This window comes from Hydrogenivirga caldilitoris, assembly GCF_003664005.1.
Taxonomy (GTDB): Bacteria; Aquificota; Aquificia; order Aquificales; family Aquificaceae; genus Hydrogenivirga; species Hydrogenivirga caldilitoris.
On sequence record NZ_RCCJ01000001.1, the window covers coordinates 126,443 to 146,240 of the forward strand.

General features: G+C 46.4%; 26 protein-coding genes. 19 read left to right on the forward strand and 7 right to left on the reverse strand.

All coding sequences use genetic code 11. The features are described from left to right. Window positions 1-10 precede the first annotated feature (10 nt). The 5 genes from sucD (at window position 11) to BCF55_RS00795 (ending at window position 3,402) form a co-directional block, all read left to right on the forward strand. Window positions 11-928 carry a succinate--CoA ligase subunit alpha gene (gene sucD / locus BCF55_RS00775; protein ID WP_121008836.1) on the forward strand — a complete coding sequence of 306 codons (918 nt, stop codon included), beginning with the start codon at window positions 11-13 and terminating at the stop codon, window positions 926-928. A 67-nt stretch (window positions 929-995) separates the two neighbouring features. Beyond that, window positions 996-1,226 (forward strand): ferredoxin, encoded by a 231-nt coding sequence (locus BCF55_RS00780; RefSeq protein ID WP_121008838.1) that lies wholly within the window; start codon window positions 996-998, stop codon window positions 1,224-1,226. Between the two features lies 1 nt (window position 1,227). Then, window positions 1,228-1,464, forward strand: coding sequence for a ferredoxin (locus BCF55_RS00785; RefSeq protein WP_121008840.1), 237 nt, complete (start codon window positions 1,228-1,230; stop codon window positions 1,462-1,464). Further along, a complete protein-coding gene (locus tag BCF55_RS00790; RefSeq protein ID WP_121008842.1) occupies window positions 1,451-2,212 on the forward strand; it encodes an MBL fold metallo-hydrolase in 762 nt (253 codons plus the stop codon). The genes BCF55_RS00785 and BCF55_RS00790 overlap by 14 nt, the downstream gene beginning before the upstream one ends. A gap of 11 nt (window positions 2,213-2,223) precedes the next feature. Next, a complete protein-coding gene (locus BCF55_RS00795) occupies window positions 2,224-3,402 on the forward strand; it encodes a type III PLP-dependent enzyme (protein WP_245960366.1) in 1,179 nt (392 codons plus the stop codon). Here the strand turns inward: BCF55_RS00795 and BCF55_RS00800 are convergent. Further along, window positions 3,389-4,237: a hypothetical protein gene (locus BCF55_RS00800; protein ID WP_121008844.1), complete on the reverse strand. Its 849-nt coding sequence runs from the start codon at window positions 4,235-4,237 to the stop codon at window positions 3,389-3,391. The genes BCF55_RS00795 and BCF55_RS00800 overlap by 14 nt on opposite strands. Before the next feature lie 112 nt (window positions 4,238-4,349). Continuing rightward, window positions 4,350-4,781, reverse strand: a complete 432-nt coding sequence (locus BCF55_RS00805) for a DUF3417 domain-containing protein (RefSeq protein ID WP_121008846.1) — start codon at window positions 4,779-4,781, stop codon at window positions 4,350-4,352. A 94-nt stretch (window positions 4,782-4,875) separates the two neighbouring features. Between BCF55_RS00805 and BCF55_RS00810 the strand changes: the two genes are divergently transcribed. After that, window positions 4,876-5,934, forward strand: coding sequence for an Mrp/NBP35 family ATP-binding protein (locus tag BCF55_RS00810; RefSeq protein WP_121008848.1), 1,059 nt, complete (start codon window positions 4,876-4,878; stop codon window positions 5,932-5,934). 12 nt (window positions 5,935-5,946) lie between these two features. Then, complete coding sequence (locus BCF55_RS00815) at window positions 5,947-7,176, forward strand: cysteine desulfurase family protein (RefSeq protein ID WP_121008850.1); 1,230 nt, start codon at window positions 5,947-5,949, stop codon at window positions 7,174-7,176. Window positions 7,177-7,185: 9 nt separating this feature from the next. Here the strand turns inward: BCF55_RS00815 and folK are convergent, their stop codons facing one another. Then, window positions 7,186-7,680 carry a 2-amino-4-hydroxy-6-hydroxymethyldihydropteridine diphosphokinase gene (gene folK, locus BCF55_RS00820; protein ID WP_121008852.1) on the reverse strand — a complete coding sequence of 165 codons (495 nt, stop codon included), beginning with the start codon at window positions 7,678-7,680 and terminating at the stop codon, window positions 7,186-7,188. A gap of 48 nt (window positions 7,681-7,728) precedes the next feature. Between folK and BCF55_RS00825 the strand changes: the two genes are divergently transcribed. Continuing rightward, window positions 7,729-8,868, forward strand: coding sequence for an NAD(P)H-dependent flavin oxidoreductase (locus BCF55_RS00825; protein WP_121008854.1), 1,140 nt, complete (start codon window positions 7,729-7,731; stop codon window positions 8,866-8,868). On the opposite strand, the gene pgeF is transcribed toward BCF55_RS00825, so the two are convergent. Genes pgeF through BCF55_RS00840 form a run of 3 tightly spaced genes read right to left on the reverse strand, consistent with a single transcriptional unit; the run spans window position 8,846 to window position 10,499 of the window. Continuing rightward, the gene (pgeF, locus tag BCF55_RS00830) at window positions 8,846-9,475 is read right to left on the reverse strand and encodes a peptidoglycan editing factor PgeF (protein WP_121008856.1); all 630 of its coding nucleotides are present in this window, start codon (window positions 9,473-9,475) and stop codon (window positions 8,846-8,848) included. The two genes, BCF55_RS00825 and pgeF, sit on opposite strands and share 23 nt — an antisense overlap. Further along, window positions 9,430-10,218 (reverse strand): pyrroline-5-carboxylate reductase, encoded by a 789-nt coding sequence (proC, locus tag BCF55_RS00835; protein ID WP_121008858.1) that lies wholly within the window; start codon window positions 10,216-10,218, stop codon window positions 9,430-9,432. The genes pgeF and proC overlap by 46 nt, the downstream gene beginning before the upstream one ends. Then, window positions 10,215-10,499, reverse strand: a complete 285-nt coding sequence (locus tag BCF55_RS00840; protein WP_121008860.1) for a DUF2103 domain-containing protein — start codon at window positions 10,497-10,499, stop codon at window positions 10,215-10,217. The genes proC and BCF55_RS00840 overlap by 4 nt, the downstream gene beginning before the upstream one ends. 93 nt (window positions 10,500-10,592) lie before the next feature. On the opposite strand from BCF55_RS00840, the gene rpsB reads away from it, so the two are divergent. Genes rpsB through BCF55_RS00885 form a run of 9 tightly spaced genes read left to right on the forward strand, consistent with a single transcriptional unit; the run spans window position 10,593 to window position 17,375 of the window. Next, window positions 10,593-11,417: a 30S ribosomal protein S2 gene (gene rpsB, locus BCF55_RS00845; protein ID WP_121008863.1), complete on the forward strand. Its 825-nt coding sequence runs from the start codon at window positions 10,593-10,595 to the stop codon at window positions 11,415-11,417. 39 nt (window positions 11,418-11,456) lie between these two features. Beyond that, complete coding sequence (tsf, locus tag BCF55_RS00850) at window positions 11,457-12,323, forward strand: translation elongation factor Ts (protein WP_121008864.1); 867 nt, start codon at window positions 11,457-11,459, stop codon at window positions 12,321-12,323. Continuing rightward, a complete protein-coding gene (pyrH, locus tag BCF55_RS00855; protein WP_121008866.1) occupies window positions 12,323-13,045 on the forward strand; it encodes a UMP kinase in 723 nt (240 codons plus the stop codon). Before tsf ends, pyrH begins: the two co-directional genes overlap by 1 nt. A gap of 5 nt (window positions 13,046-13,050) precedes the next feature. Beyond that, window positions 13,051-13,605: a ribosome recycling factor gene (gene frr, locus BCF55_RS00860; protein WP_121008868.1), complete on the forward strand. Its 555-nt coding sequence runs from the start codon at window positions 13,051-13,053 to the stop codon at window positions 13,603-13,605. After that, window positions 13,602-14,123 carry a tetratricopeptide repeat protein gene (locus BCF55_RS00865; RefSeq protein WP_121008870.1) on the forward strand — a complete coding sequence of 174 codons (522 nt, stop codon included), beginning with the start codon at window positions 13,602-13,604 and terminating at the stop codon, window positions 14,121-14,123. The genes frr and BCF55_RS00865 overlap by 4 nt, the downstream gene beginning before the upstream one ends. A gap of 15 nt (window positions 14,124-14,138) precedes the next feature. Further along, a complete protein-coding gene (gene surE / locus BCF55_RS00870; RefSeq protein WP_121008872.1) occupies window positions 14,139-14,894 on the forward strand; it encodes a 5'/3'-nucleotidase SurE in 756 nt (251 codons plus the stop codon). Then, entirely contained in the window at window positions 14,884-16,221 is a 1,338-nt protein-coding gene (locus tag BCF55_RS00875) for a UDP-N-acetylmuramoyl-tripeptide--D-alanyl-D-alanine ligase (RefSeq protein ID WP_121008874.1), read from the forward strand. The genes surE and BCF55_RS00875 overlap by 11 nt, the downstream gene beginning before the upstream one ends. After that, on the forward strand, window positions 16,211-16,819 hold the full coding sequence (locus tag BCF55_RS00880) for a DUF8089 domain-containing protein (RefSeq protein WP_121008876.1): 609 nt from the start codon (window positions 16,211-16,213) through the stop codon (window positions 16,817-16,819). The genes BCF55_RS00875 and BCF55_RS00880 overlap by 11 nt, the downstream gene beginning before the upstream one ends. Further along, a complete protein-coding gene (locus BCF55_RS00885) occupies window positions 16,779-17,375 on the forward strand; it encodes a diacylglycerol/polyprenol kinase family protein (RefSeq protein ID WP_121008879.1) in 597 nt (198 codons plus the stop codon). Before BCF55_RS00880 ends, BCF55_RS00885 begins: the two co-directional genes overlap by 41 nt. On the opposite strand, the gene recO is transcribed toward BCF55_RS00885, so the two are convergent. Continuing rightward, window positions 17,363-17,998 carry a DNA repair protein RecO gene (recO, locus tag BCF55_RS00890; RefSeq protein WP_121008881.1) on the reverse strand — a complete coding sequence of 212 codons (636 nt, stop codon included), beginning with the start codon at window positions 17,996-17,998 and terminating at the stop codon, window positions 17,363-17,365. The two genes, BCF55_RS00885 and recO, sit on opposite strands and share 13 nt — an antisense overlap. A 45-nt stretch (window positions 17,999-18,043) precedes the next feature. On the opposite strand from recO, the gene panC reads away from it, so the two are divergent. Both panC and fmt read left to right on the forward strand, forming a co-directional pair. Next, window positions 18,044-18,892, forward strand: coding sequence for a pantoate--beta-alanine ligase (gene panC, locus BCF55_RS00895; protein ID WP_121008883.1), 849 nt, complete (start codon window positions 18,044-18,046; stop codon window positions 18,890-18,892). Continuing rightward, complete coding sequence (gene fmt, locus BCF55_RS00900; RefSeq protein WP_170144713.1) at window positions 18,892-19,794, forward strand: methionyl-tRNA formyltransferase; 903 nt, start codon at window positions 18,892-18,894, stop codon at window positions 19,792-19,794. The genes panC and fmt overlap by 1 nt, the downstream gene beginning before the upstream one ends. Window positions 19,795-19,798: the final 4 nt, after the last annotated feature.

Genomic DNA, 19,798 nt, shown 5'->3' on the forward strand with positions numbered 1-19,798 from the left:
AGGTCTGAATATGGCGATACTTGTGAACAAGGACACCAAGGTTGTAGTTCAAGGGATAACTGGAAAGGAAGGCTCTTTTCATGCCACCCAGTGTAAAGCCTACGGAACGCAGGTTGTTGCAGGTGTAACCCCCGGAAAGGCAGGACAGGAAGTTGAAGGCATACCCGTGTTCAACACGGTTGAGGACGCTGTTAAGGAGACTGGAGCAAACTGCTCCCTTATATTTGTGCCAGCACCCTTTGCAGCTGATGCGATAGTGGAAGCTCTTGATAGCGGTATAGAGCTTGTTGTGTGTATAACAGAAGGGGTCCCCGTAAGGGATATGATGCATGTAAAGGACTACATGAAGAAAGCTTACCCAAACGCCAAGCTTATAGGTCCTAACTGTCCAGGTTTAATCACGCCTGGAGAGGCTAAGGTGGGTATAATGCCAGGACACATATTCAAGAGGGGGAGGATAGGAATAGTTTCCAGGAGCGGAACCCTTACCTATGAAGCAGCTTACCAGCTTACGAGACTGGGATTGGGACAGACTACGGCGGTTGGTATAGGAGGAGACCCAGTTCATGGGTTGTCTCATAAAGATGTAGTCAAGCTCTTTAATGAGGACCCTGAGACAGAAGCCATACTTATGATAGGTGAGATAGGGGGAACATCAGAGGAAGAGGCGGCCGAATTTATAGAGGCAAACGTGGACAAGCCAGTATTTGCCTACATAGCAGGTATAACCGCACCCCCAGGAAAAAGAATGGGACATGCCGGTGCGATAATAATGGGTGGAAAGGGAACTGCAAGGGCAAAGATGGAAGCTCTTGAGAAGGCTGGGGCATACGTTATAGACAACCCTGCAAAGATAGGAGAGACTGTAGCAAGGATACTCGGAGTCCTTGAGGTTGCGGAAGAGGAGAAAACGTGCGATACTGATTAAGATTATCTTGATATACTGATTTTCTTTTATATTTTTATATTTCCAAGAAAACTGAGGAGGTACGCAGATGGGACTCAAGGTTAGAGTTGACCAGGATACCTGTACGGCGTGTGAGCTCTGCTACGACAGGATACCAGAGGTCTTTAAGGATATAGGAGATGGCATAGCGGATGTGGTTAAGGTTGATATAGATGATGGAGACGAAAGGTGGATGAACGTTCCCGGGGATTTGGCGGACGATGTCCAGGAGGTCGCTGACGAGTGTCCGAGTGGCTCCATAATAGTTGAGGAGGCTTGATATGGCTAATAAGAAGGTTCGCATAGATTACGACACCTGTACGGCGTGTGAGCTCTGCTATGACAGGATACCAGAGGTCTTCAAGGATAGAGGAGATGGCATAGCGGACGTGGTAAAGTACGATATAGAGGAGAGTGAAGAGGAAAGGTGGATGTACGTTCCCGAAGACCTTGAAGGGGAAGTGGAAGAAGTTGCGGACGAGTGTCCGAGTGGCTCCATAATAGTTGAAGACGTCTAAAATTATCTTCCTGGGAACCGCTGGAGGAAGGGTAACAACCTTCCGTTTGGTCAGAAGGTCTGGCGGTTTCCTTATAGACTTTTCTGGCACAAAAGTTCATGTTGATCCTGGACCTGGAGCTTTTGTTTACCTTAAGGAGCATGGTATAGATTACCGCGATATAGACCTGATAGTTTTATCCCATATACACCTGGATCACACGGCTGACGTGAATACCCTCCTGGAAGCCTGTACAGATGGGGGGAAGCATAGGAACGTTGCCCTCTTCGCTCCCAAGTCTGCTGTTGAGGGGAAAGATAGGGTAGTTCTTCCTTACCTCCTTAAGAGGGTGACCAAACTGGCTTTCATAAAGGAGGGGGTTGAACTAACCTACAGGGATGTAACACTCAGAGCTGTCATGAGGCACTCCCATCACGGTGTGGAAACTTATGGACTGTCTTTTAATGGAGATAAGGTGGTTTACCTATCCTGTGCTAAGTACACCGAGGATATGCTTGAAGTCTATCCAAGAAAACCCAAGGTGTTCATAATCAACACGACCTTTTACAGGAAGAGAGGAGACATTGAGCACCTTTCTGTGGAAGAGGTGAAAGATTTGATATCTGTGTGTGAGGCTGAAACAACTATCCTTACCCACTTCAGCATGGAGATGCATGAGAGGGGACCTGACATAGTGGCTCAGGAATTATCCCAAGAGCTCGGTCTCAGGGTGGTGGCTGCTCAAGACGGAATGGTAATACCCTTCTGAAGGTATAAAATATGCCTATGAAAGAGATATCTATCAATGTTGGTGAGATACAGTTCGGTTATGCAAAACGTTACTTTGAGGAGTTTATAGATGCCAGACCTAAGTTTTATGAACTTATAGACAAGGTTCAAACACCAACACTTCTCATAGACCTTGATGGGGTTAAGGCAAAGTATATCCAAGCGAGGTACCATATGCCTGATGTCAATATATTCTATGCGGTAAAGGCTAACGACCATATAGATATCCTCCGAGCTCTCTCTGACTTGGGTGCGGGTTTTGAGGTGGCGTCCTCTGAGGAACTCCAAAAGGTCATGTCTCTGAATGTCCGGCCAGAGAAGGTTATATCAAGCAACCCCGTCAAACCTCTGGATTTTATAGATTACGCTTATAGCGTTGGTGTAAAAAGGTTCGCCGTTGACAGCTTTTCAGAGGTGGATAAGATAGCGAGGGTAGCCCCCCGTGCCAGGGTCTATGTAAGGATAACTGTTCCCAACGAGGGAAGCGAGTGGCCTCTGTCTAAGAAGTTCGGTGTGGATGTGGATACAGCCCTTGACATCCTGGAGTATGCAAAGGACAGGGGACTCATACCCATAGGCTTGACCTTTCATGTGGGTTCTCAGTGTAACAACCTCAGGAACTGGTTTATAGCCATAAAGCGCTCTGCCCAACTCTGGGAGAATGCTAAGAGGAAGGGTATAAAGCTGCTTGTCCTCAATATGGGTGGTGGAATACCTGTCAGGTATATGCAGGAGTCACTTAGGATAGAGGATGTAGCCTATTATGTAAAAGGACTTTTGAGAAAGTACTTTCCTACGCCACCCTACGAGCTTCAGATGGAGCCGGGAAGAGGTATAGTGGGGGATCAGGGGCTAATGGTCGTGAGCGTACTTGGTAAGGCGAAGAGAGATGATGAGAATTGGCTTTACATAGACACGGGGGTGTTCAACGGACTTGCAGAAGCCTTAGGGGGGATAAGATACCCTACTTACCTGAAGAAGGAGGGAGAACTCAAAGAATGGGTTATCGGTGGTGTTTCCTGTGACAGCATGGACGTTATCGCGAAGAACGTATTCCTGCCGGAACCCGAAGTTGGAGACCGTCTCTTTCTTTTATCCACAGGGGCATACACTACCGTTTACGGTGCGAACTTTAACGGGTTTCCCCCTCCAAGGGTTATATGTCTATAATCCTGAAGTCTATTTTTTCATCCTCGTTCAGTTTGAGTTCTATCACCTTTGATATGAGGCGAAGGACTTCTCCCGAATCCTCTCTTAAGAACACATCAAAGCTCCTCTTGAAGGCTTCTACACTTGAAGCTGTTGTACTGAGGACTGTTAGTACCGGTATATCAAATAGCTTTTTAACAGACCTGAGGGCATCCTTTATGGTTATGTCGCTTATGTAAATTATTTCCGGGTGCATAAAGAGGGCTTCCTCTATTCCTTCATCAAAGCTGTCCACGTCAACACCCACTTCCCTTTGGATTACTATTGAATTGCTGTGCTTAATGAGGTAGGTTATGGGTCTCTCAAGCACATATATCAGTCCTGATTCCCTTGCACAGAGCTCCTTCAGGAGTGCGTAGGAGAACAGGTTATGAACCACAAAGGACTTTCCTATTATGGCAAGTATCCCGTTGTAGTTGTAAAGGGTTGAGAACAACTCTTCAAGCTTTTCGTGAGATGGAATTATATCTCTTAGGTCGGGTATATCGTAGGGCACTTTTACTATACTTACCACGTAGCTCCCTCTCTGGGTTAGATACGTGACCCTAATCCTCCCCACATCCGGCATGCCGAAGGAGAAGAACCCTTCCTTGCCCAGAGGTCCGAGTGAGGTGGGAGTATGGGACCTCAAAGATACCAAGGTATCCCTTATGTCATCAGGTGAAAGTATGACGTCTATTATCTTTTCAACCCCCCTTTCCCTCCTTTCAACGGGAGAAGCCTTCGGTGCCAGTATAACTTCCGTAAATTCCCTCCTCTCCGAAAGATAGTTAAGTATCTCAGGTGCTATGTTCATATTTAATGTCTATTTTAATATGTACAGGGAGGTGAGAGATGATAAAGAAAACCATGAAAGGTAAAAGGTGCTACGTAACCTTTGAGCTTGAGCGAGAAGGAGTAAGGAAAGCTTACCTGGTGGGAGATTGGAACAACTGGAAGCCGGAGCCTATGAGGTTCAAGGCAAGGTCAGAACTCTCCTTCAGAATGTCCCCTGCGAGAAATCCGAGTCCCCCGGCGTATATAAGGAGTGTGTGATGTAGTCCGTACTCTGGTGAGAGAAAGATTATGGGCTTTTCAAACCGTTTTGATAGTTCGGAGCATCTCTTCATGTAAAACTTGAAGTAAGAGTAAACGTAGTTGTAGTGTTTTAAAAAGTCTTCGCTCTTTAATCTTTCACCAAGCAGATTTGTCCTTTGCAATAACTCTATAGGGTTCTGATTTGTATCCTTCCATAAGATAGGGTCAATACTCCTAAAAAGTTCTCTAGCCGGTGGGTTCCATGTCCACCAGAGGTTGTAAGCGAGTTCCCACAAACCTTTCTTTACTTCTTCCGGGTTCATACACTCACCATTTTAATACCGATGATAGCAGTCATACTAAAGAGTTTAATTTACTATATCCTTTACATAAAGGCGAATAAAAGGAGGAAGACATATGGCGGTTAAGGACATAATGGACGCACTTCGTGGAGAAACCTTAGAAGATATCGGTCTGAAAGAGAACCTGGCACAGCTGGTGAAAGATATAAAGCTAATAGGCAGCGAGCTGGATGTCCTCCTGTACACACCTAAGAAAGGTCTTGAAGATATACTTAGGGCTAAGGTTCAGAATGCCCTGTCTGATGTGCCTGATGTGAAGAAGGTAAACGTTAAGTTCACAGAAACACCTCCCCAGCAGGCTCAGCAGGGTGCTCAGATACCCACCGGGCAACCGGCCTTTACAAAGAGAAAGGTTCCCGGTGTCAAGCATCTTATAGCTGTGGGTAGTGGTAAGGGTGGTGTCGGTAAATCAACTGTTGCCGCCAACTTAGCTCTTGCCCTAGCTAAACTCGGCTATAGAGTGGGGCTGTTGGACGCAGACATATACGGACCAAGCGTTCCAACTCTTTTAGGTTTGAAAGGTACAAGAGCTACTGTAAATGAAAGGAACAGGATAGTTCCTGCGGAAAAATTCGGGATAAAGGTACTCTCCATAGGTTTCATGCTCCCTTCAGAGGACACACCTGTTATATGGAGAGGACCTATGCTTATGAAGGCGCTGACCCAGTTCCTCTTTGATGTTGACTGGGGAGAGCTTGATTACCTTATCCTTGACCTTCCGCCCGGCACTGGGGACGTTCAGCTTACCCTTGCCCAGAACGTAGACATATCAGGTGCAGTTGTCGTTACCACACCCCAGGACGTAGCCCTCGCGGATGTGAAGAAAGCCACATCCATGTTTAAGGAGGTTCAGATTCCTGTCCTAGGTGTTATAGAGAACATGGCTTACTTTATCTGCCCCAGTGACAGTCAGAAGTACTACATATTCGGTAAGGGCAAAACCGCAGAGTTCGCTTCCGCTTACGGGCTTAAAATACTTGGCTCTATCCCCATAGACCCGGAGGTTTCGGAGCGCTCTGATAAAGGTGAGCCGATAGTCGTGGAAAACCCTGAGTCTGAAGTGGCTAAGGCTTTTTATGGTATAGCAAGGATAGTAACCCAAGAATTAAGTTAAGGAGGTAGGAGTATGTTTGTAAAGAAAGCAGGGCAAAGAGTCGTTTATTTAGACCATATCGCTACCACGCCTGTTGCTGAGGAAGTGCTGCAGGCTATGCTCCCTTACTTCAGGGAGAAGTTTGGAAATCCAACTTCCCTTCACAGCTTTGGTCAGGAGGCAAAGAAGGCTATAAACGAAGCCAGAGAGAAGATAGCAACCCTTATAAACGCCAACACCCCGGAAGAGATAGTCTTTACCTCAGGAGGTATAGAGGCGAACAACCTCGCTATAAAGGGTATAGCGAGCGCTTACAAGAAGCGCGGTAATCACATAGTTACCACAGAGATAGAGCATCATTCAATTCTTCATCCCTGTAAGAGCCTTGAGAGGGAAGGCTGGGAAGTGACCTACCTTAAACCGGACAGGTACGGTCTTCTGCATCCAGACCAGGTAAGAGAAGCTGTTAGGGAAGACACGGTTCTTGTCTCTATAGGACACTCCAACAGGGAGATAGGTACCATTCAGAACATAAAGGAGCTCGTTCAGGCTGCCAAGGAGAAAAATCCAAAGGTTATCTTCCATACGGATGCTGCCCCAACCCTTGGACACTACCCCGTTGACCTGAAAGATTGGGGCGTAGACGCAGCCTCCTTCACAGCTCACCTCATGTACGGACCGAAGGGTGTGGGTGCATTGTGGACGAGGAAGGGTGTTAAGGTAAGACCCCTTCTGGAGGGTGGCACTCAGGAAAGAGGTGTAAGGGCTGGAACTGAGAATGTCCCTGGTATAGTTGGTTTTGGTGCCGCAGCAGAGCTTACCATGAAAGAGCTTGAAGACAGGATGACCAGGCTTGCCAATTACAGGGATAGGTTTAGAAAGGCTATTGAAGAGAAGCTGGAGTACATTGAGTTCACTGGACATCCGACCCAGAGGCTTCCCCATCACATATCCCTTATAGTTCATTTCGTGGAAGGAGAGGCTATGCTTCTCAGGTGTGATCTCATGGGTATAGAGACCGCTTCAGGTTCAGCCTGTGTCTCTTTAGCTCTCAAGCAGTCCCATGTTCTCTTCGCTATAGGGGTCCCCAAGGAGGTTTCTAACGGCTCAGTTGTCTTCAGTTTCGGAAGGGAAAACACGGAAGAGGATGTGGAATACGCCTCTGAGGAATTTCCAAAGATAGTCAATTGGCTCAGGAGTCTCTCACCCTTCAATCCGGAAAACTGGGAGAAGTATGTGAAATCTAAGGAAGGAGCCCATTAAGAGTACTCCTTAAACCCTTATGCAGCAGAAGGGTTTAAGCCTGTTTTCTATTTTTGGCAGGGAGTCTTTATAGGCTTTGCCGCTCTTTGGGTTTATTAAATTTGTGTCCAGCTCAAGGAGAGGTATAAGCACGAAATCCCTGTATTCAATAAGGGGGTGAGGAAGTTTTAGCTCCTCGCTTTCATAAACCAGGTTGTCCTGCAGGAGTATGTCTATGTCTATCTCCCTTGGACCCCAACGGGTACGTTCAATCCTGCCGAGTTTTTTCTCTATACTCTTTACCTCAGCCAAAAGTTTTTTAGGCGGTAGCGGGCTTTTTAGCTCAACCACACAGTTCAGGAAAGGTGGTTGGTCTTCAACTCCCCAGGGTTCACTCTCGTACACCGTAGATACTTTAATCAGCTTTCCGAGCCTGGAGAGCTCTTCAAGGGCAGAAAGTATGTTTTTTACTCTGTCTCCTACGTTTGAGCCCAGACCTAAGAAGACCCTTTCCCTTGACTTCATTACCCAGAAGTCTAAAATTAATACAACTCAAAGTCAAAGGAGTCAGATATGAATTTACCAAAGTTAAAGATAAGACACATAGAGACGGATATACCTATAATCCAGGGAGGAATGGGAGTTGGCATATCCTGGGAGAACCTCGCCGGCTCGGTTGCGGCCTGTGGTGCTATAGGGGTCGTTTCTGCGGTGGGTACAGGTTACAGGCATCCGGACCTTGTCAAGAGGGATAAGTATGGAAGACCCATCGGCACCGTAAACGCCCACAGTGCAGAAGCTCTAAAGAGAATAATACAGGATGCCAAGGAGATCGCAGGGGGAAAAGGTGCAATAGGAGTTAATATACTCTCCGCCATTACAGACTATGGTCGTGTTGCGAGAGATGCGGCTGAAGCAGGAGCTGACCTTATAATCTCAGGTGCGGGTTTACCCCTTTCCCTGCCTCAGTATGTTGAAGGTTACGATGTTGCCCTCGTTCCCATAGTTTCATCAGCCCGTGCTCTTAACCTTATATGTAAGACCTGGAAAAGGAGATACGATAGACTACCTGACGCTGTTGTCCTTGAAGGACCCAAATCTGGAGGCCACCAAGGCTTCAAGTACGAGGATTGCTTCAAACCGGAGTATCAGCTTGAGAACCTGCTCCCCAGCGTCCTTGAGGAGGCAAAGAGGTGGGGAGATATACCCGTGATAGTCGCAGGCGGTGTCTGGAGCTATAAGGATATAGTCTGGTACATTGAGCGTGGAGCCGCTGGTGTTCAGATGGCTACTCGTTTTGTGGCTACCCACGAATGCGATGCACCCTTGATTTACAAGGAGGTTGTCCTTAATTCCGAAGAAGAGGATATAGTTCTCCTCAAATCTCCAGTTGGCTATCCACTCAGGGTTATAAAGACACCTTTTATAGAGAGACTCCTCGCTGGTGTAAACGGTTGGAACGGATGTGTTTCAAATTGTGTTACCCCCTGCAACAGGGGAGAGGAAGCAAAGAAGGTGGGTTTCTGTATAGCCGATAGGCTTGGTGCTGCATGGCTGGGGAATTACGAGGAAGGTATATTCATAATAGGGGCGAACGGACATCTCCTGAAGAAGCAGGGAATAATCTCCGTAAAGGAGCTCCTTGACATACTTACAGGTAAGAAGCCTGACCCTACCCTTGAAGAAGACCCTATAGTATTAACACAGAAGTGAGCAACCTCTCTTTGGTTTTATCCCTCCTGTAAGAGGGTAGCTCTTCGGAACATACGGTGCACTTTTCAATCAGACCAAAGTTTTTAACCCCCAGATTTTTGAGCTCCTCAATTACAGCTTTTTGCATATCCATGAAGAGTCTGCCCTCTCTTACTGTGAGGAGGTTCGGAAACAAGTTTTTAAACTCTTCACCTACTTCGTAACAGCAGGACTTGGCTGCTGGACCTATGAAAGCAAAGAGCTTTTCTGTGTTCTCGTATAGATTGAGCCTTTTAAGCACATGTTCTATTATTCCAGATGCTAAACCCCTCCACCCTATATGTGCTATTCCCACCCAATCTTCACCTACAAGTACGAGAGGCACGCAATCTGCGGTTCTGACACCTACCTCAACCCCTCTCAAATTTGTCACAACGGCATCGCCTATAATGGGTGGGTAGGGAAAGCTCGTTAAGGTGATCACCCTGTTGGTATGTTTCTGAATGGGTAGATAAAGCTTAGGGTGCTCCTCCCATTGGGTTTTTACCTCAATGAGTTTTCCCTTTACCTTTGAGCTGTATCTCAACCCTTGAGCTTCCTTGCTTTCTCTGTAGTTTTCTCTACGCATCTCATCACCGTTCCCTTAAAACCTTTTCTCTCTAAGTATGCAAGACCTTCTATGGTGGTACCTCCAGGCGAAGATACCCTTACGCTCCACTCGTTTGGATTTCCTCCCATCACCCTTATGAGCTCTGCGCTTCCCGTTATGGTATCAAGAACTATACTCAGGGCTTCCTCATAGCTGAACCCTTCTCTCACACCGGCTAGAGCCAGAGCATCTATAAAAGAGAATACAAAGGCTGGAGAACTTCCGGCGAGTGCCGTAAAGCTATCAAAGAGGCTTTCAGAAAGCTGATAAATGCTACCGCAGGTTGAAAATACCCTCACAAGGTTCTCAACCTCTTCCTCTAAGAGGTTACCGTTGTGGGTAAAAGCTATAGTTCCCCTTCTGACAAGCACGTTTATATTGGGCATCAATCTCACGAGTTTCGCCTTCTTCCCGAGGATGTCTTCGTAAAAACTCAACTCAAGACCGGCAGCTACACTAACGACGATCTTATCTTTTAGCTCACTCTTTATCTCCTGAAGAACACCCTTCACGTCCTTGGGTTTTACCGCTATAAGGAGTATCTCGCTGTTCTTCGCTAGGAAGTACAGGTTTTGAGCGGTTGCAAAGCCGTCCTCCACGGCCTCTTTACTTTTCACTTCATTTACTTCATATATAAGTATATTTTCCCGACCAACCGAGCTGGACAACCCGAGGGCGAAAGCCCTCCCCATGTTCCCGTACCCGACTATGCCGACCTTCATCCAAACCTCTCCTTGAAGAGTTTTTCAAAACCCTTATAATCGTTACAAACCACAAACACCTCCTGTACGGAGGTTCCATTTTTGTACAGAAGCTTATAGCCACTGACAGTTTTGTACTTCAAGAATATGCCCTTTGAACCCCTTCCTCTATTCTGCCTCTTTATCCTACCCGGTATTATGCTATCCACAACATCCCATCTCTGGAGTTCTCCCAGTACGTTTTCCAGCCCTTCAAGTAAATGGTGCTCAACCTTTAGCTTTCCACTCCTGTGCTTTCCCATGATATAATAGGATAGCTTACAACGCACCTTTCCCGCTTGGGTTGCCCTTATGGGTTCTTCGGGAAAGGGAGGCGAAACCCAAGGAGGTGTAATATGGCAGTCATTTCCATGAAGGAGCTTTTAGAGGCTGGAGTTCATTTTGGGCACTCCAAATCCCGCTGGAATCCAAAGATGGCGCCTTATCTTTACGGTGCCAAGAATGGCATTCACATAGTTGACCTGAACAGGACTCTCGTTCTTCTTGAAGAGGCTTACAACTTTGTCTCCGATAGCGTTGCCCAGGGGGCAGAGGTTATATTCGTCGGAACAAAGAGACAGGCAAAGGAGATAATCAAGGAAGAAGCTGAGAGGTGTGGAGCTTACTATGTGAATGAGAGGTGGGTAGGCGGTCTGCTAACCAACTTTCAGACTGTTAGGAGAAGCATACAGAAGCTAAACAAGCTGGAGAGGATGGAGGCGGAAGGTATATTTGAAGTCCTACCCAAGGCTGAGGTAAGAAGGTTAAGGAGGCAGATGGAGAGACTCAGGAAGCTTTACGGCGGTATAAGGGAGATGACAAAACTTCCGGACCTGATGTGGGTTGTGGATACGGTCAGAGAGTCAATAGCCGTTCAGGAGGCGAGGAAGCTCGGAATACCTGTTGTTGCTATAGCAGACTCCAACTGTGATCCGGACGTCATAGACTACATAATCCCTGGAAACGACGATGCTATAAAGTCAATAAAACTCCTGACTTCAAAGATAGCAGACGCTGTGATTGAAGGCAGAACAAGGAAGGAGAGTGCTGAAGAAGCTCTTCCGAAAAGGGAGAGAAAGGTTGTTACCGTTGAGGAGCATGAAAAGGAACTCTTTGAAAAGGCGATGGCTATGTCCGAGAAGTACGAAGACATAGACAAGGACATAGTTGACTACGAGTGATGTTTGAGTTTTTCGTAAGGAATATCTGGAGGTTTTAGGATGGCAGTAAGTATGAATGATGTTAAGAAGCTCAGAGAGATGACAGGTGCCGGTATGCTTGACTGTAAGAAAGCCCTTGAGGAGGCTCAGGGAGACATTGAAAAGGCAAAGGAGATACTGAGGGTAAAGGGTTTAGCGAAAGCCGAGAAGAAGGCTTCAAGAGAGACAAAGGAAGGGCTCATAGTGGTAAAGGTCACTGAGGATAGGAAGAAGGGGGCGATGATAGAGCTCAACTGTGAAACGGACTTCGTGGCTAGGAATGAAGAGTTCCAAGCTCTGGCAGAAGCTATATTGGAACACGTCCTTACCGTGGATGAAAATGCCGATAAACAAGGTGATGGTTCAGAGATACTCGCTCAGAAGTTTTTTAAGGATGAAAGCAAGACGATTGAAGAGCTTATAAAGGAAGCCATTGCCAAGATAGGTGAGAACATCAGACTTTCAAGGTACTGCAGGTATGATACCCAGGATTATCTCCACTCCTACGTTCACGGAGGAGGCAGGATAGGAGTTCTTCTTGACTTTAAAGCTCCTGAAGTAAATGAGCAGGTTCTGAGGCTGGTTCAGGATATAGCTATGCAGATAGCAGCCATGAGACCGGAATTCGTAAGTATAGACACTATACCTGCCGAAGCGCTTGAAAGGGAAAAGAGGATACTCATGGAGCAAGCTAGACAGGAAGGAAAACCCGAAAACATACTGGAGAAGATAGTCCAGGGAAAGCTCAAGAAGTTTTATCAGGAAAAGGTACTCCTTGAGCAGGCTTTTATCAAGGACGACAAGAAAACGGTAGGACAGGTCATAAGAGAATCAGGTCTCGGTGTTGATATAAAGAGGTTCTGCAGGTTTGAACTCGGTGGACTCTGATGGAGGAGAAGCCAAGGTACAGGAGGATACTCCTAAAGCTTTCTGGGGAGGCTTTCGCAGGGGAGCAGGGCTACGGCATAGACCCTAACTTTTTAGAGTATATATCCCATGAGGTAAAGAACGTTCACGAGCTTGGGGTTGAAGTTGCGATAGTGATCGGTGGAGGTAACATATTCAGAGGATTCCAGGGTAAGGGGATAGGTATAGACAGAGCCACAGCGGATTATATGGGGATGCTGGCAACGGTTATCAACGCCCTTGCCCTTCAGTCCGCCCTTGAGAGGCACGTTAACATCCCAACAAGGGTACTATCAGCCATAGAAATGCGTCAGGTTTCTGAGCCTTACATAAGGAGGAGGGCTGTAAGACACCTTGAAAAGGGAAGGGTGGTCATATTTGCGGGTGGAACCGGAAACCCTTTTTTCTCAACGGATACTGCTGCAGCCCTCAGGGCTGCCGAGATTGATGCGGAGGTTCTTCTGAAAGCAACCAAAGTGGGCGGTATATACGATAAGGACCCAGAAAAGTTCCCCGACGCTATGTTTATAAGAGAAATAACCTATCTGGAGGTTATAAACAGGGGAATAAGAGTAATGGACCATACGGCACTCACCATGTGTAGAGAGAACGATATCCCTATAATAGTTTTTAATATCAGAGAGAAGGGAAATCTCAGAGCTGTGGTGCTTGGAGAGGAAATAGGTTCTGTTGTAAGGGGGTAGGCGTTATGATACAGGAGATAGAAGGCATACTCAAAGAGACCGAGAAGGACATGAAAAAGAGTGTTGAGCACTTCAGGGGAGAGGTTGCAGGTATAAGGACCGGGAGAGCTTCAACAGCCCTTGTTGAAGAGTTGAAGGTTGATTATTACGGTTCTAAGGTACCCCTTAAACAGCTTGGTACTATATCCATACCTGAGCACAACCAGATACTTATCCAGGTGTGGGATGCTAACGCCATACCGTCCGTAGAAAAGGCTATAAGGGAGGAGCTGAATCTGAACCCCAACACCCAGGGTAACACGATAAGGATAAACCTCCCTCCCCTGACTGAGGAGAGAAGGAAAGAGCTTGCAAAGATGCTCCATAAGCTTGCAGAAGAGGCAAGGGTTGCGGTAAGAAACATAAGGAGAGACGCCAAGGAGCTTATAGAGGAGCTTGAAGGTATATCTGAAGACGACAAAAAGAGAGCCCTTGAAAGGCTTCAAAAATTAACGGACTTCCACATAGAGGAGATTAACCGAATCCTTGAGGCAAAAGAAAAGGAGATAATGACGGTATGATTCTTAACCGCGACCTCCTTATAGGGATACTCTTGGCGTTGCTGGTAGCGGGTGCAGTAGGGGGATTTAATTACTGGAAGAAGTATGAGGAGAAGAGGTTAGACAGGTTAGCCGAAATGGTTTATCTTTACGAGAAGGGGGAGCTAAAGAGGGAAGAGGTTGAACAGAAGGTAAAGGGTACACCCTATTATCCTTACTTCCTTGCAATTACTTCCGGTGAAACCTCTCAGATGTTAGATAGCGTTGAGGACCCGGATGTGAAAAAACTCTTTATAGAGAAGGCATCTTTTCTGCTCTACTCCAAAAAGAAGTACGAGGAAGCCCTAGGAAAACTGTCTCATATAGGGAAAGAGGACTTCAATTACCCATCGGCGACGCTCCTGAGAGCCTTTATATATGAGGCGAAGGGGGATAAGGAAGGGGCACTCAAACTTTATAAAGAGCTGATAAAGGATTATCCTGATACCTACTTTGCCCGTATATCCCGTGCTCAACTCTACAGTCTTGAGGGTAACTGATTTTAAAATACTCCTATGCCTTTAATTCTTATAACTAACGATGATGGGTATTTTTCAGAGGGAATAAGAGCTTTGAGAGATACCCTTAAGCCTCTGGGCAGGGTGGTTGTCGTTGCACCTGACAGAAACTTGAGCGGGGTTGGGCACTCTCTGACCTTTACTATGCCTTTAAGGCTCAGGAAAGTGGAGGAAGACTTTTATGCCGTTATAGGAGGTACACCTGCGGACTGCATACACCTTGGTTACCATGTGATACTTGAGGGTGAAAAACCAGACTTGGTGTGTGCCGGTATAAACGAAGGTCCGAACCTCGGTGAGGATATAACCTATTCTGGCACTGTGTCGGGTGCCATGGAAGGCAGGATATTAGGTATACCCTCTATAGCCTTTTCCGCCTTTGGCAGAGAGGAGATTATGTTCTCTGAAATTGCCAAGTCCTGCAGGAAGGTCGTAGAAAGGGTTCTTGATGTTGGCATACCTGAGGATACATATCTGAATGTAAACGTTCCAAACCTAAGTTGCGATGAGGTCAGGGGTATAAAGCTGACCAGACAGGGTAAGAGGGACTATAAGGAAAAGGTCTTCAGATACAGAGCTCCTTATGGAGAAACTCTTTACTGGATAGCCGCGGAAGAGTTTGGCTGGTGTCCCGATGAGGGGACGGACTACTGGGCGGTTTTGAACGGTTACATATCGGTTACGCCTCTACAACTTGATCTTACCAACTATGGAGCCATGAAAGAGATTAAATTCATAGAGGATGAGGGCTGAAGAACTTGCAAAAGTCTTAAAGGGAGAGCTCAGGGGCGACCCTAACCGTACGGTTAGAGGCTTCTCTATAGATAGCAGACAGGTTAATCCTGGGGATGCCTTTTTTGCTCTTAGGGGGGAAAACAACGATGGACACCACTTCGTTGAAGATGCTATCAGAAGGGGTGCGGTGGGCTCAATCGTTGAAAAAGATTTAAGGGTGGGACCGGGATTCTCCATTAGGGTTGATTCAACAGCTGATGCCCTGAGAAGGCTTGCCCTCTACAAGAGAGCCCTTTACAAGGGCGAGGTCATAGGGGTTGCCGGTTCTGTCGGTAAAACCACTACAAAGGAGCTTATATATCACCTTCTGTCCCACGTCGCACCCGCTTACAGAAGCAAAGGCAACCTGAACTCCCAGCTTGGTCTTCCTCTCGTTCTCTCCAATATGCCACTTGAAGCCAGATTTTCGGTGCTTGAGCTTGGAGCAAGTGCCGTGGGAGATGTGAGGAGGCTTGTGGAGATAGCACAACCACGCATCAGGGTTATAACGGCTTTAGGGGAGGAGCATCTTGAAAGTTTTGGCACAATCCTTGACGTTATCAGAGGTAACGGTGAGATATTCATGAACTTTTCCGAAGAGAGTCGCGCGGTTATTCCCCATTATGCGCTGAAGTATTACCCCCTCCCAAAGGACAAGGTTATAACCTTTGGTACTGGAGGAGACGTAAACTCTGAAGGAATCCATTTGAGTCTTAAGGGCACCGAGTTTAAGTGTATGGGTGTTGTCTTTACAATACCCGTTCTTAGCTCCGGTGTGGTTGATAACGCTCTTGCCAGCTTCGGTGTCCTTTTAGCGTTAGGCTACGACCCACGTGACTTCAAGGAAGCCCTGCAAACCTTTAGGGCACCGTCAGGCAGGATGAACTTACTTGACTATGAAAGGTTTATTGTGATTGATGATACCTACAATGCCAATCCACCTTCTGTGAGGAACGCTCTGATTACTCTGGCTTCTCTAAGAACCAAATCAAAGAAGGTGGTTGTTCTTGGAGACATGCTTGAACTTGGTAAGGAAAGCAAAAAACTTCACGCTGAAGTTGGTAAACTTGTGGTGGAGCTGGGTATTGATTTAGCCCTATTTTATGGAAATAACATGGAGGAAGCTTACCGAGAATGTATAAAACACGGCGGAAACGCTCTATTTTTTGGTAAAAAGGAGGATATAATGGACGAAGTATTGAAATACATGAAGGATAAAAATATAATTCTCGTGAAAGGTTCACGAGGGATGAAGATGGAGGATATCGTAGAAAAGATGGGGGAGCTGGCGAGATATGAGTATTGAAAAAGCTGTAGAGATTTTTATCTTTGAAGATTCTTTCTTCTTCACCACCAAGGTAAGCTTGAAGAGGGTTGAAGGGGACAGGCTTGTCTTGAGCACAACTGACCTCCTGAAGAAGTTCGCTGTCCTTGGGAAGAAGGCACATCTCAAGTACTCTACCTTTGCCTTACCTGTGAAGATCGTTGGCAAGAGTGATACGGAGCTTATAGTTACTATTCCTTCTCTGAATCCTGAGAAACCCGTTGGTGATAGGAGAAGCGCCAGGGTGCCTCCATCTCACGTCCATCCGGTCAAGCTTTTTATATCCGTAGACGGAGAAGAGAAAGAGTACGAGGTTGACGATATATCGGAGGGAGGCTTTTCGGTTGTCGTGAGTGACCCTTATGAGGTGGATAAGTTCCTAAACAAGGATGTTAAGGTTCATATAGATTTTCCTGTTGAGGTTGAAGAGGTTAAAGGAAGTGCGAGACTGGTTAACGTTTTGGAGACAGAGGACGGCAAGATAAAGCTCGGTTTTGAGCTATTCATAGACGACGCAGATATGGTTAAGGTAAGGTTTTATGTTTACTCAAGAATCAGAGAGATACTCAGACAGAGATGAGCTTTCCCTGGAGATAAAGAGGCAGGTTTTTCACCTTTTCCTTATCCTCCTGTGGTGTGTGCCCATAAACCACTTCCCATACCAATTAACCCTGTTGATATTTTCTACTGTGATAGCTGTAAATCTTCTTGTCGTTTACAGGTATGAGCCTTTAATCGGTCTATTTCATAGATTTATCGTTGAACTTGAGAGGGAAAAGAACCTATCCCGTCCAGGCATACAGGCTTTGTATGCAAACCTCGGCATTTTTCTGTCTTACATTCTTTTCGGGAAGCTTTCCCTTCTTGGTGTTGTAATTTTGGCTGTTGGGGACAGTTTTTCTACCCTTATTGGCAAGGTTTTCGGTAGGCATGAGCTCTTCTTTAACCCTGAAAAGACTTGGGAGGGGACTCTATCCTTCTTCCTGTCCGTTTATATAGTCCTCCTGCTGTGGGTAGGTTTTGAGAAAGCTCTGTTACTCTCGTGTATAGCTTCAATTGTTGAGGCAATGAGGCTAAAGGTTGATGATAACTTCCTTGTGCCTGTTATTGTAACCTCTCTCGCCTACCTGATGTGATGCTCAATGAACAGATCCAACAGGGTCTCTAAATCCTGGAGCGCGCCCGCTCCTATCTTTATCCTTTGGGGTTTTTCTGCCCTATACACCTTCTTAATTAAGTTAAGGGATTCAGCGGACACCTCAACATCACCCTTGTCCGAAGTGGACCCATCTGAGAGTTTTAACATCCTCCTGTGTTTTTCCTCTTCAAGGAACTTGGGCTTCAAGCCTGATAGCTCTAAGTAGTCTAATCTGAACTTTATCCTCAGCGTATTTTGTGTACTTTTGCTCAGCATATAACTGATAAACAGATTGAAAAGCTTTTCGTCATAGTATTTCACAAACTTCAGGATGAATCCTGATATCCACGAAAACCACAGGAACCTTTCAAAGTCCCTGCAGAGGTAGGAGAGGAACTTTACGTCACCGATATCGTTAGGTATCGCAATGCCGCCCCTTTGAGAGAGGTCAACCTCCAGAAGATTGAAGGGTTCAAACAGTCCAAAAAACCTGTGGTTGTTTAGGAACCCGTCCCTGACGAGGAGGTCAATTACCCCCCCTTTTCCGTAAACCTTTGCCAGCAAATCCTGGTCTCCAGCTCGTATTCTCTTTAGAACCAAGACCTTGGTTTTTAAACCCATCAATCCTTTATAATACTTTTCTCTCGCAATCAAGGAGGTGCTTACGTGCCACTTCTTTTCAAAAAGGTAAAGGAACTGAGGAATCACCTTCAAACCTTGAAGTGTGAGAAGAGCATAAATATCGGCTTTGTGCCTACAATGGGATACCTACATGAAGGCCACAAGGCTCTTATGAAGAGGTCAAAGCTTCAGAACGATGTTACCGTTGTTAGCGTGTACGTCAACCCAACCCAGTTCGGACCCGATGAGGACTATGAAAGGTATCCCAGAAATCTTGACCATGACATGTCTGTGTGTGATGAGATGGGTGTTGATATAGTTTTTGCCCCCAGCGATGAAGAGATGTATCCTGCTGGGTCAAAGACCGAGGTATACGTGCGGGATATGAGTGAGATACTTGAAGGGAAGTTTAGACCGGGGCATTTTAAGGGTGTGGCTACCGTGGTGGTAAAGCTTCTAAATGCAGTCCAACCCCACAGGGTCTACTTCGGCGAAAAGGACTACCAGCAGCTCAAGGTCATACAGAGACTGGTTAGAGACCTGCTGATACCGGTTGAGATAGTCCCGGTAGAAACTGTGAGGGAACCTGATGGGCTGGCTTACAGCTCAAGGAACGTTTATCTGAACCCGGAGGAGCGGGAGTCTGCCCTCTCTATATACAGAGCCTTCATCTTAGCTCAGGAGCTTATAAATCAGGGAGAGAGAAATGCCCAAGCTTTAAAAGAAGAGATCAGGAAGTTCATTCTATCTCACCCCCATGTAAAGAAGATAGACTACGTTGAGATTACAGACCCGGATTTAAACCCTAAGGATATTGTGGAAAGCGGAGACAGAATATTAGTTGCCCTTTGGGTTGGTAACACAAGGCTGATAGATAACTGGAAGGTTGAATGATGAGAGTTCTCTTCATGGGAACCCCTCAATTTGCGGTTCCCAGTCTTGAGCTTATCCACAAGAACTTTAACGTTGTTGGGGTTGTTACCCAGCCGGACAAACCCGCCGGAAGGGGGAAAAGGTTAACCCCACCCCCGGTTAAGGAGCTTGCTTACAGACTGAACCTTAACGTTTATCAACCTGAGAAAGCAGGTGAGCTCTTTGATATACTCAAGGGGCTTGAACTGGACTGTATAGTTGTGGTTGCCTACGGTAAGATCCTTCCTAAGAGCATACTTGACCTGCCTCCGTACGGGGTTATAAATCTTCATGCTTCCTTATTGCCCAGGTACAGAGGTGCCGCTCCTATACAGCGAGCCCTCATGGCAGGGGAGAAAGTTACGGGAAACACGGTTATGCTTGTAAACGAAAGGATGGATGCCGGGGATATACTTTCTCAGGAAGAGGTAATTATAGGAGAGGAGGATAACTTCTATACACTCTCAGAGAGGTTGTCCAGACAGGGGGCAGATCTCTTAGTTCGGACTCTCAATCTCTGGTTCAGGGGGAGTTTAAAACCTGTCCCTCAGAAGGAAGAAGAGGCAACCTACGCACCTCCCGTTCAGAGGGAGGAGTATAAACTCTGCTGGAAGGCTGAGGCTGAGAGTGTTAGAGATAGGGTAAGGGGCTTGTACCCTAACGTTTACACCTATTTCAGAGGGGAAAGGCTCAAGCTCCTCAAAGTCAGTGTGGTTGAAGGTCATGGTGAGCCAGGGGAGATAATAGACGATGGAGACTTCATTGTTGCCTGCGGTTACGGAGCAGTTCAGATTCTGGAGCTTATCTCCCCAAAAGGTAAAAGAATGAAGGGTGAGGACTTTATGCGAGGTTACTCTCCCAGAAAGGGTGAGCTGTTAAAATAAAGCC

What these genes read in the sequence shown, in the direction of transcription:
- proC (WP_121008858.1), bottom strand. Translation starts at nt 10,218, where the DNA reads ATGAAGGTCGGCATAGTCGGGTACGGGAACATGGGGAGGGCTTTCGCC.
- BCF55_RS00780 (WP_121008838.1), top strand. Translation starts at nt 996, where the DNA reads ATGGGACTCAAGGTTAGAGTTGACCAGGATACCTGTACGGCGTGTGAG.
- surE (WP_121008872.1), top strand. Translation starts at nt 14,139, where the DNA reads ATGCCTTTAATTCTTATAACTAACGATGATGGGTATTTTTCAGAGGGA.
- BCF55_RS00800 (WP_121008844.1), bottom strand. Translation starts at nt 4,237, where the DNA reads ATGAACATAGCACCTGAGATACTTAACTATCTTTCGGAGAGGAGGGAA.
- BCF55_RS00840 (WP_121008860.1), bottom strand. Translation starts at nt 10,499, where the DNA reads ATGGGAAAGCACAGGAGTGGAAAGCTAAAGGTTGAGCACCATTTACTT.
- folK (WP_121008852.1), bottom strand. Translation starts at nt 7,680, where the DNA reads ATGAAGTCAAGGGAAAGGGTCTTCTTAGGTCTGGGCTCAAACGTAGGA.
- BCF55_RS00815 (WP_121008850.1), top strand. Translation starts at nt 5,947, where the DNA reads ATGTTTGTAAAGAAAGCAGGGCAAAGAGTCGTTTATTTAGACCATATC.
- BCF55_RS00865 (WP_121008870.1), top strand. Translation starts at nt 13,602, where the DNA reads ATGATTCTTAACCGCGACCTCCTTATAGGGATACTCTTGGCGTTGCTG.
- BCF55_RS00805 (WP_121008846.1), bottom strand. Translation starts at nt 4,781, where the DNA reads ATGAACCCGGAAGAAGTAAAGAAAGGTTTGTGGGAACTCGCTTACAAC.
- fmt (WP_170144713.1), top strand. Translation starts at nt 18,892, where the DNA reads ATGAGAGTTCTCTTCATGGGAACCCCTCAATTTGCGGTTCCCAGTCTT.
- recO (WP_121008881.1), bottom strand. Translation starts at nt 17,998, where the DNA reads ATGGGTTTAAAAACCAAGGTCTTGGTTCTAAAGAGAATACGAGCTGGA.
- tsf (WP_121008864.1), top strand. Translation starts at nt 11,457, where the DNA reads ATGGCAGTAAGTATGAATGATGTTAAGAAGCTCAGAGAGATGACAGGT.
- BCF55_RS00875 (WP_121008874.1), top strand. Translation starts at nt 14,884, where the DNA reads ATGAGGGCTGAAGAACTTGCAAAAGTCTTAAAGGGAGAGCTCAGGGGC.
- pyrH (WP_121008866.1), top strand. Translation starts at nt 12,323, where the DNA reads ATGGAGGAGAAGCCAAGGTACAGGAGGATACTCCTAAAGCTTTCTGGG.
- BCF55_RS00880 (WP_121008876.1), top strand. Translation starts at nt 16,211, where the DNA reads ATGAGTATTGAAAAAGCTGTAGAGATTTTTATCTTTGAAGATTCTTTC.
- BCF55_RS00785 (WP_121008840.1), top strand. Translation starts at nt 1,228, where the DNA reads ATGGCTAATAAGAAGGTTCGCATAGATTACGACACCTGTACGGCGTGT.
- pgeF (WP_121008856.1), bottom strand. Translation starts at nt 9,475, where the DNA reads ATGCGTAGAGAAAACTACAGAGAAAGCAAGGAAGCTCAAGGGTTGAGA.
- BCF55_RS00825 (WP_121008854.1), top strand. Translation starts at nt 7,729, where the DNA reads ATGAATTTACCAAAGTTAAAGATAAGACACATAGAGACGGATATACCT.
- frr (WP_121008868.1), top strand. Translation starts at nt 13,051, where the DNA reads ATGATACAGGAGATAGAAGGCATACTCAAAGAGACCGAGAAGGACATG.
- rpsB (WP_121008863.1), top strand. Translation starts at nt 10,593, where the DNA reads ATGGCAGTCATTTCCATGAAGGAGCTTTTAGAGGCTGGAGTTCATTTT.
- BCF55_RS00885 (WP_121008879.1), top strand. Translation starts at nt 16,779, where the DNA reads ATGTTTACTCAAGAATCAGAGAGATACTCAGACAGAGATGAGCTTTCC.
- BCF55_RS00795 (WP_245960366.1), top strand. Translation starts at nt 2,224, where the DNA reads ATGCCTATGAAAGAGATATCTATCAATGTTGGTGAGATACAGTTCGGT.
- sucD (WP_121008836.1), top strand. Translation starts at nt 11, where the DNA reads ATGGCGATACTTGTGAACAAGGACACCAAGGTTGTAGTTCAAGGGATA.
- BCF55_RS00810 (WP_121008848.1), top strand. Translation starts at nt 4,876, where the DNA reads ATGGCGGTTAAGGACATAATGGACGCACTTCGTGGAGAAACCTTAGAA.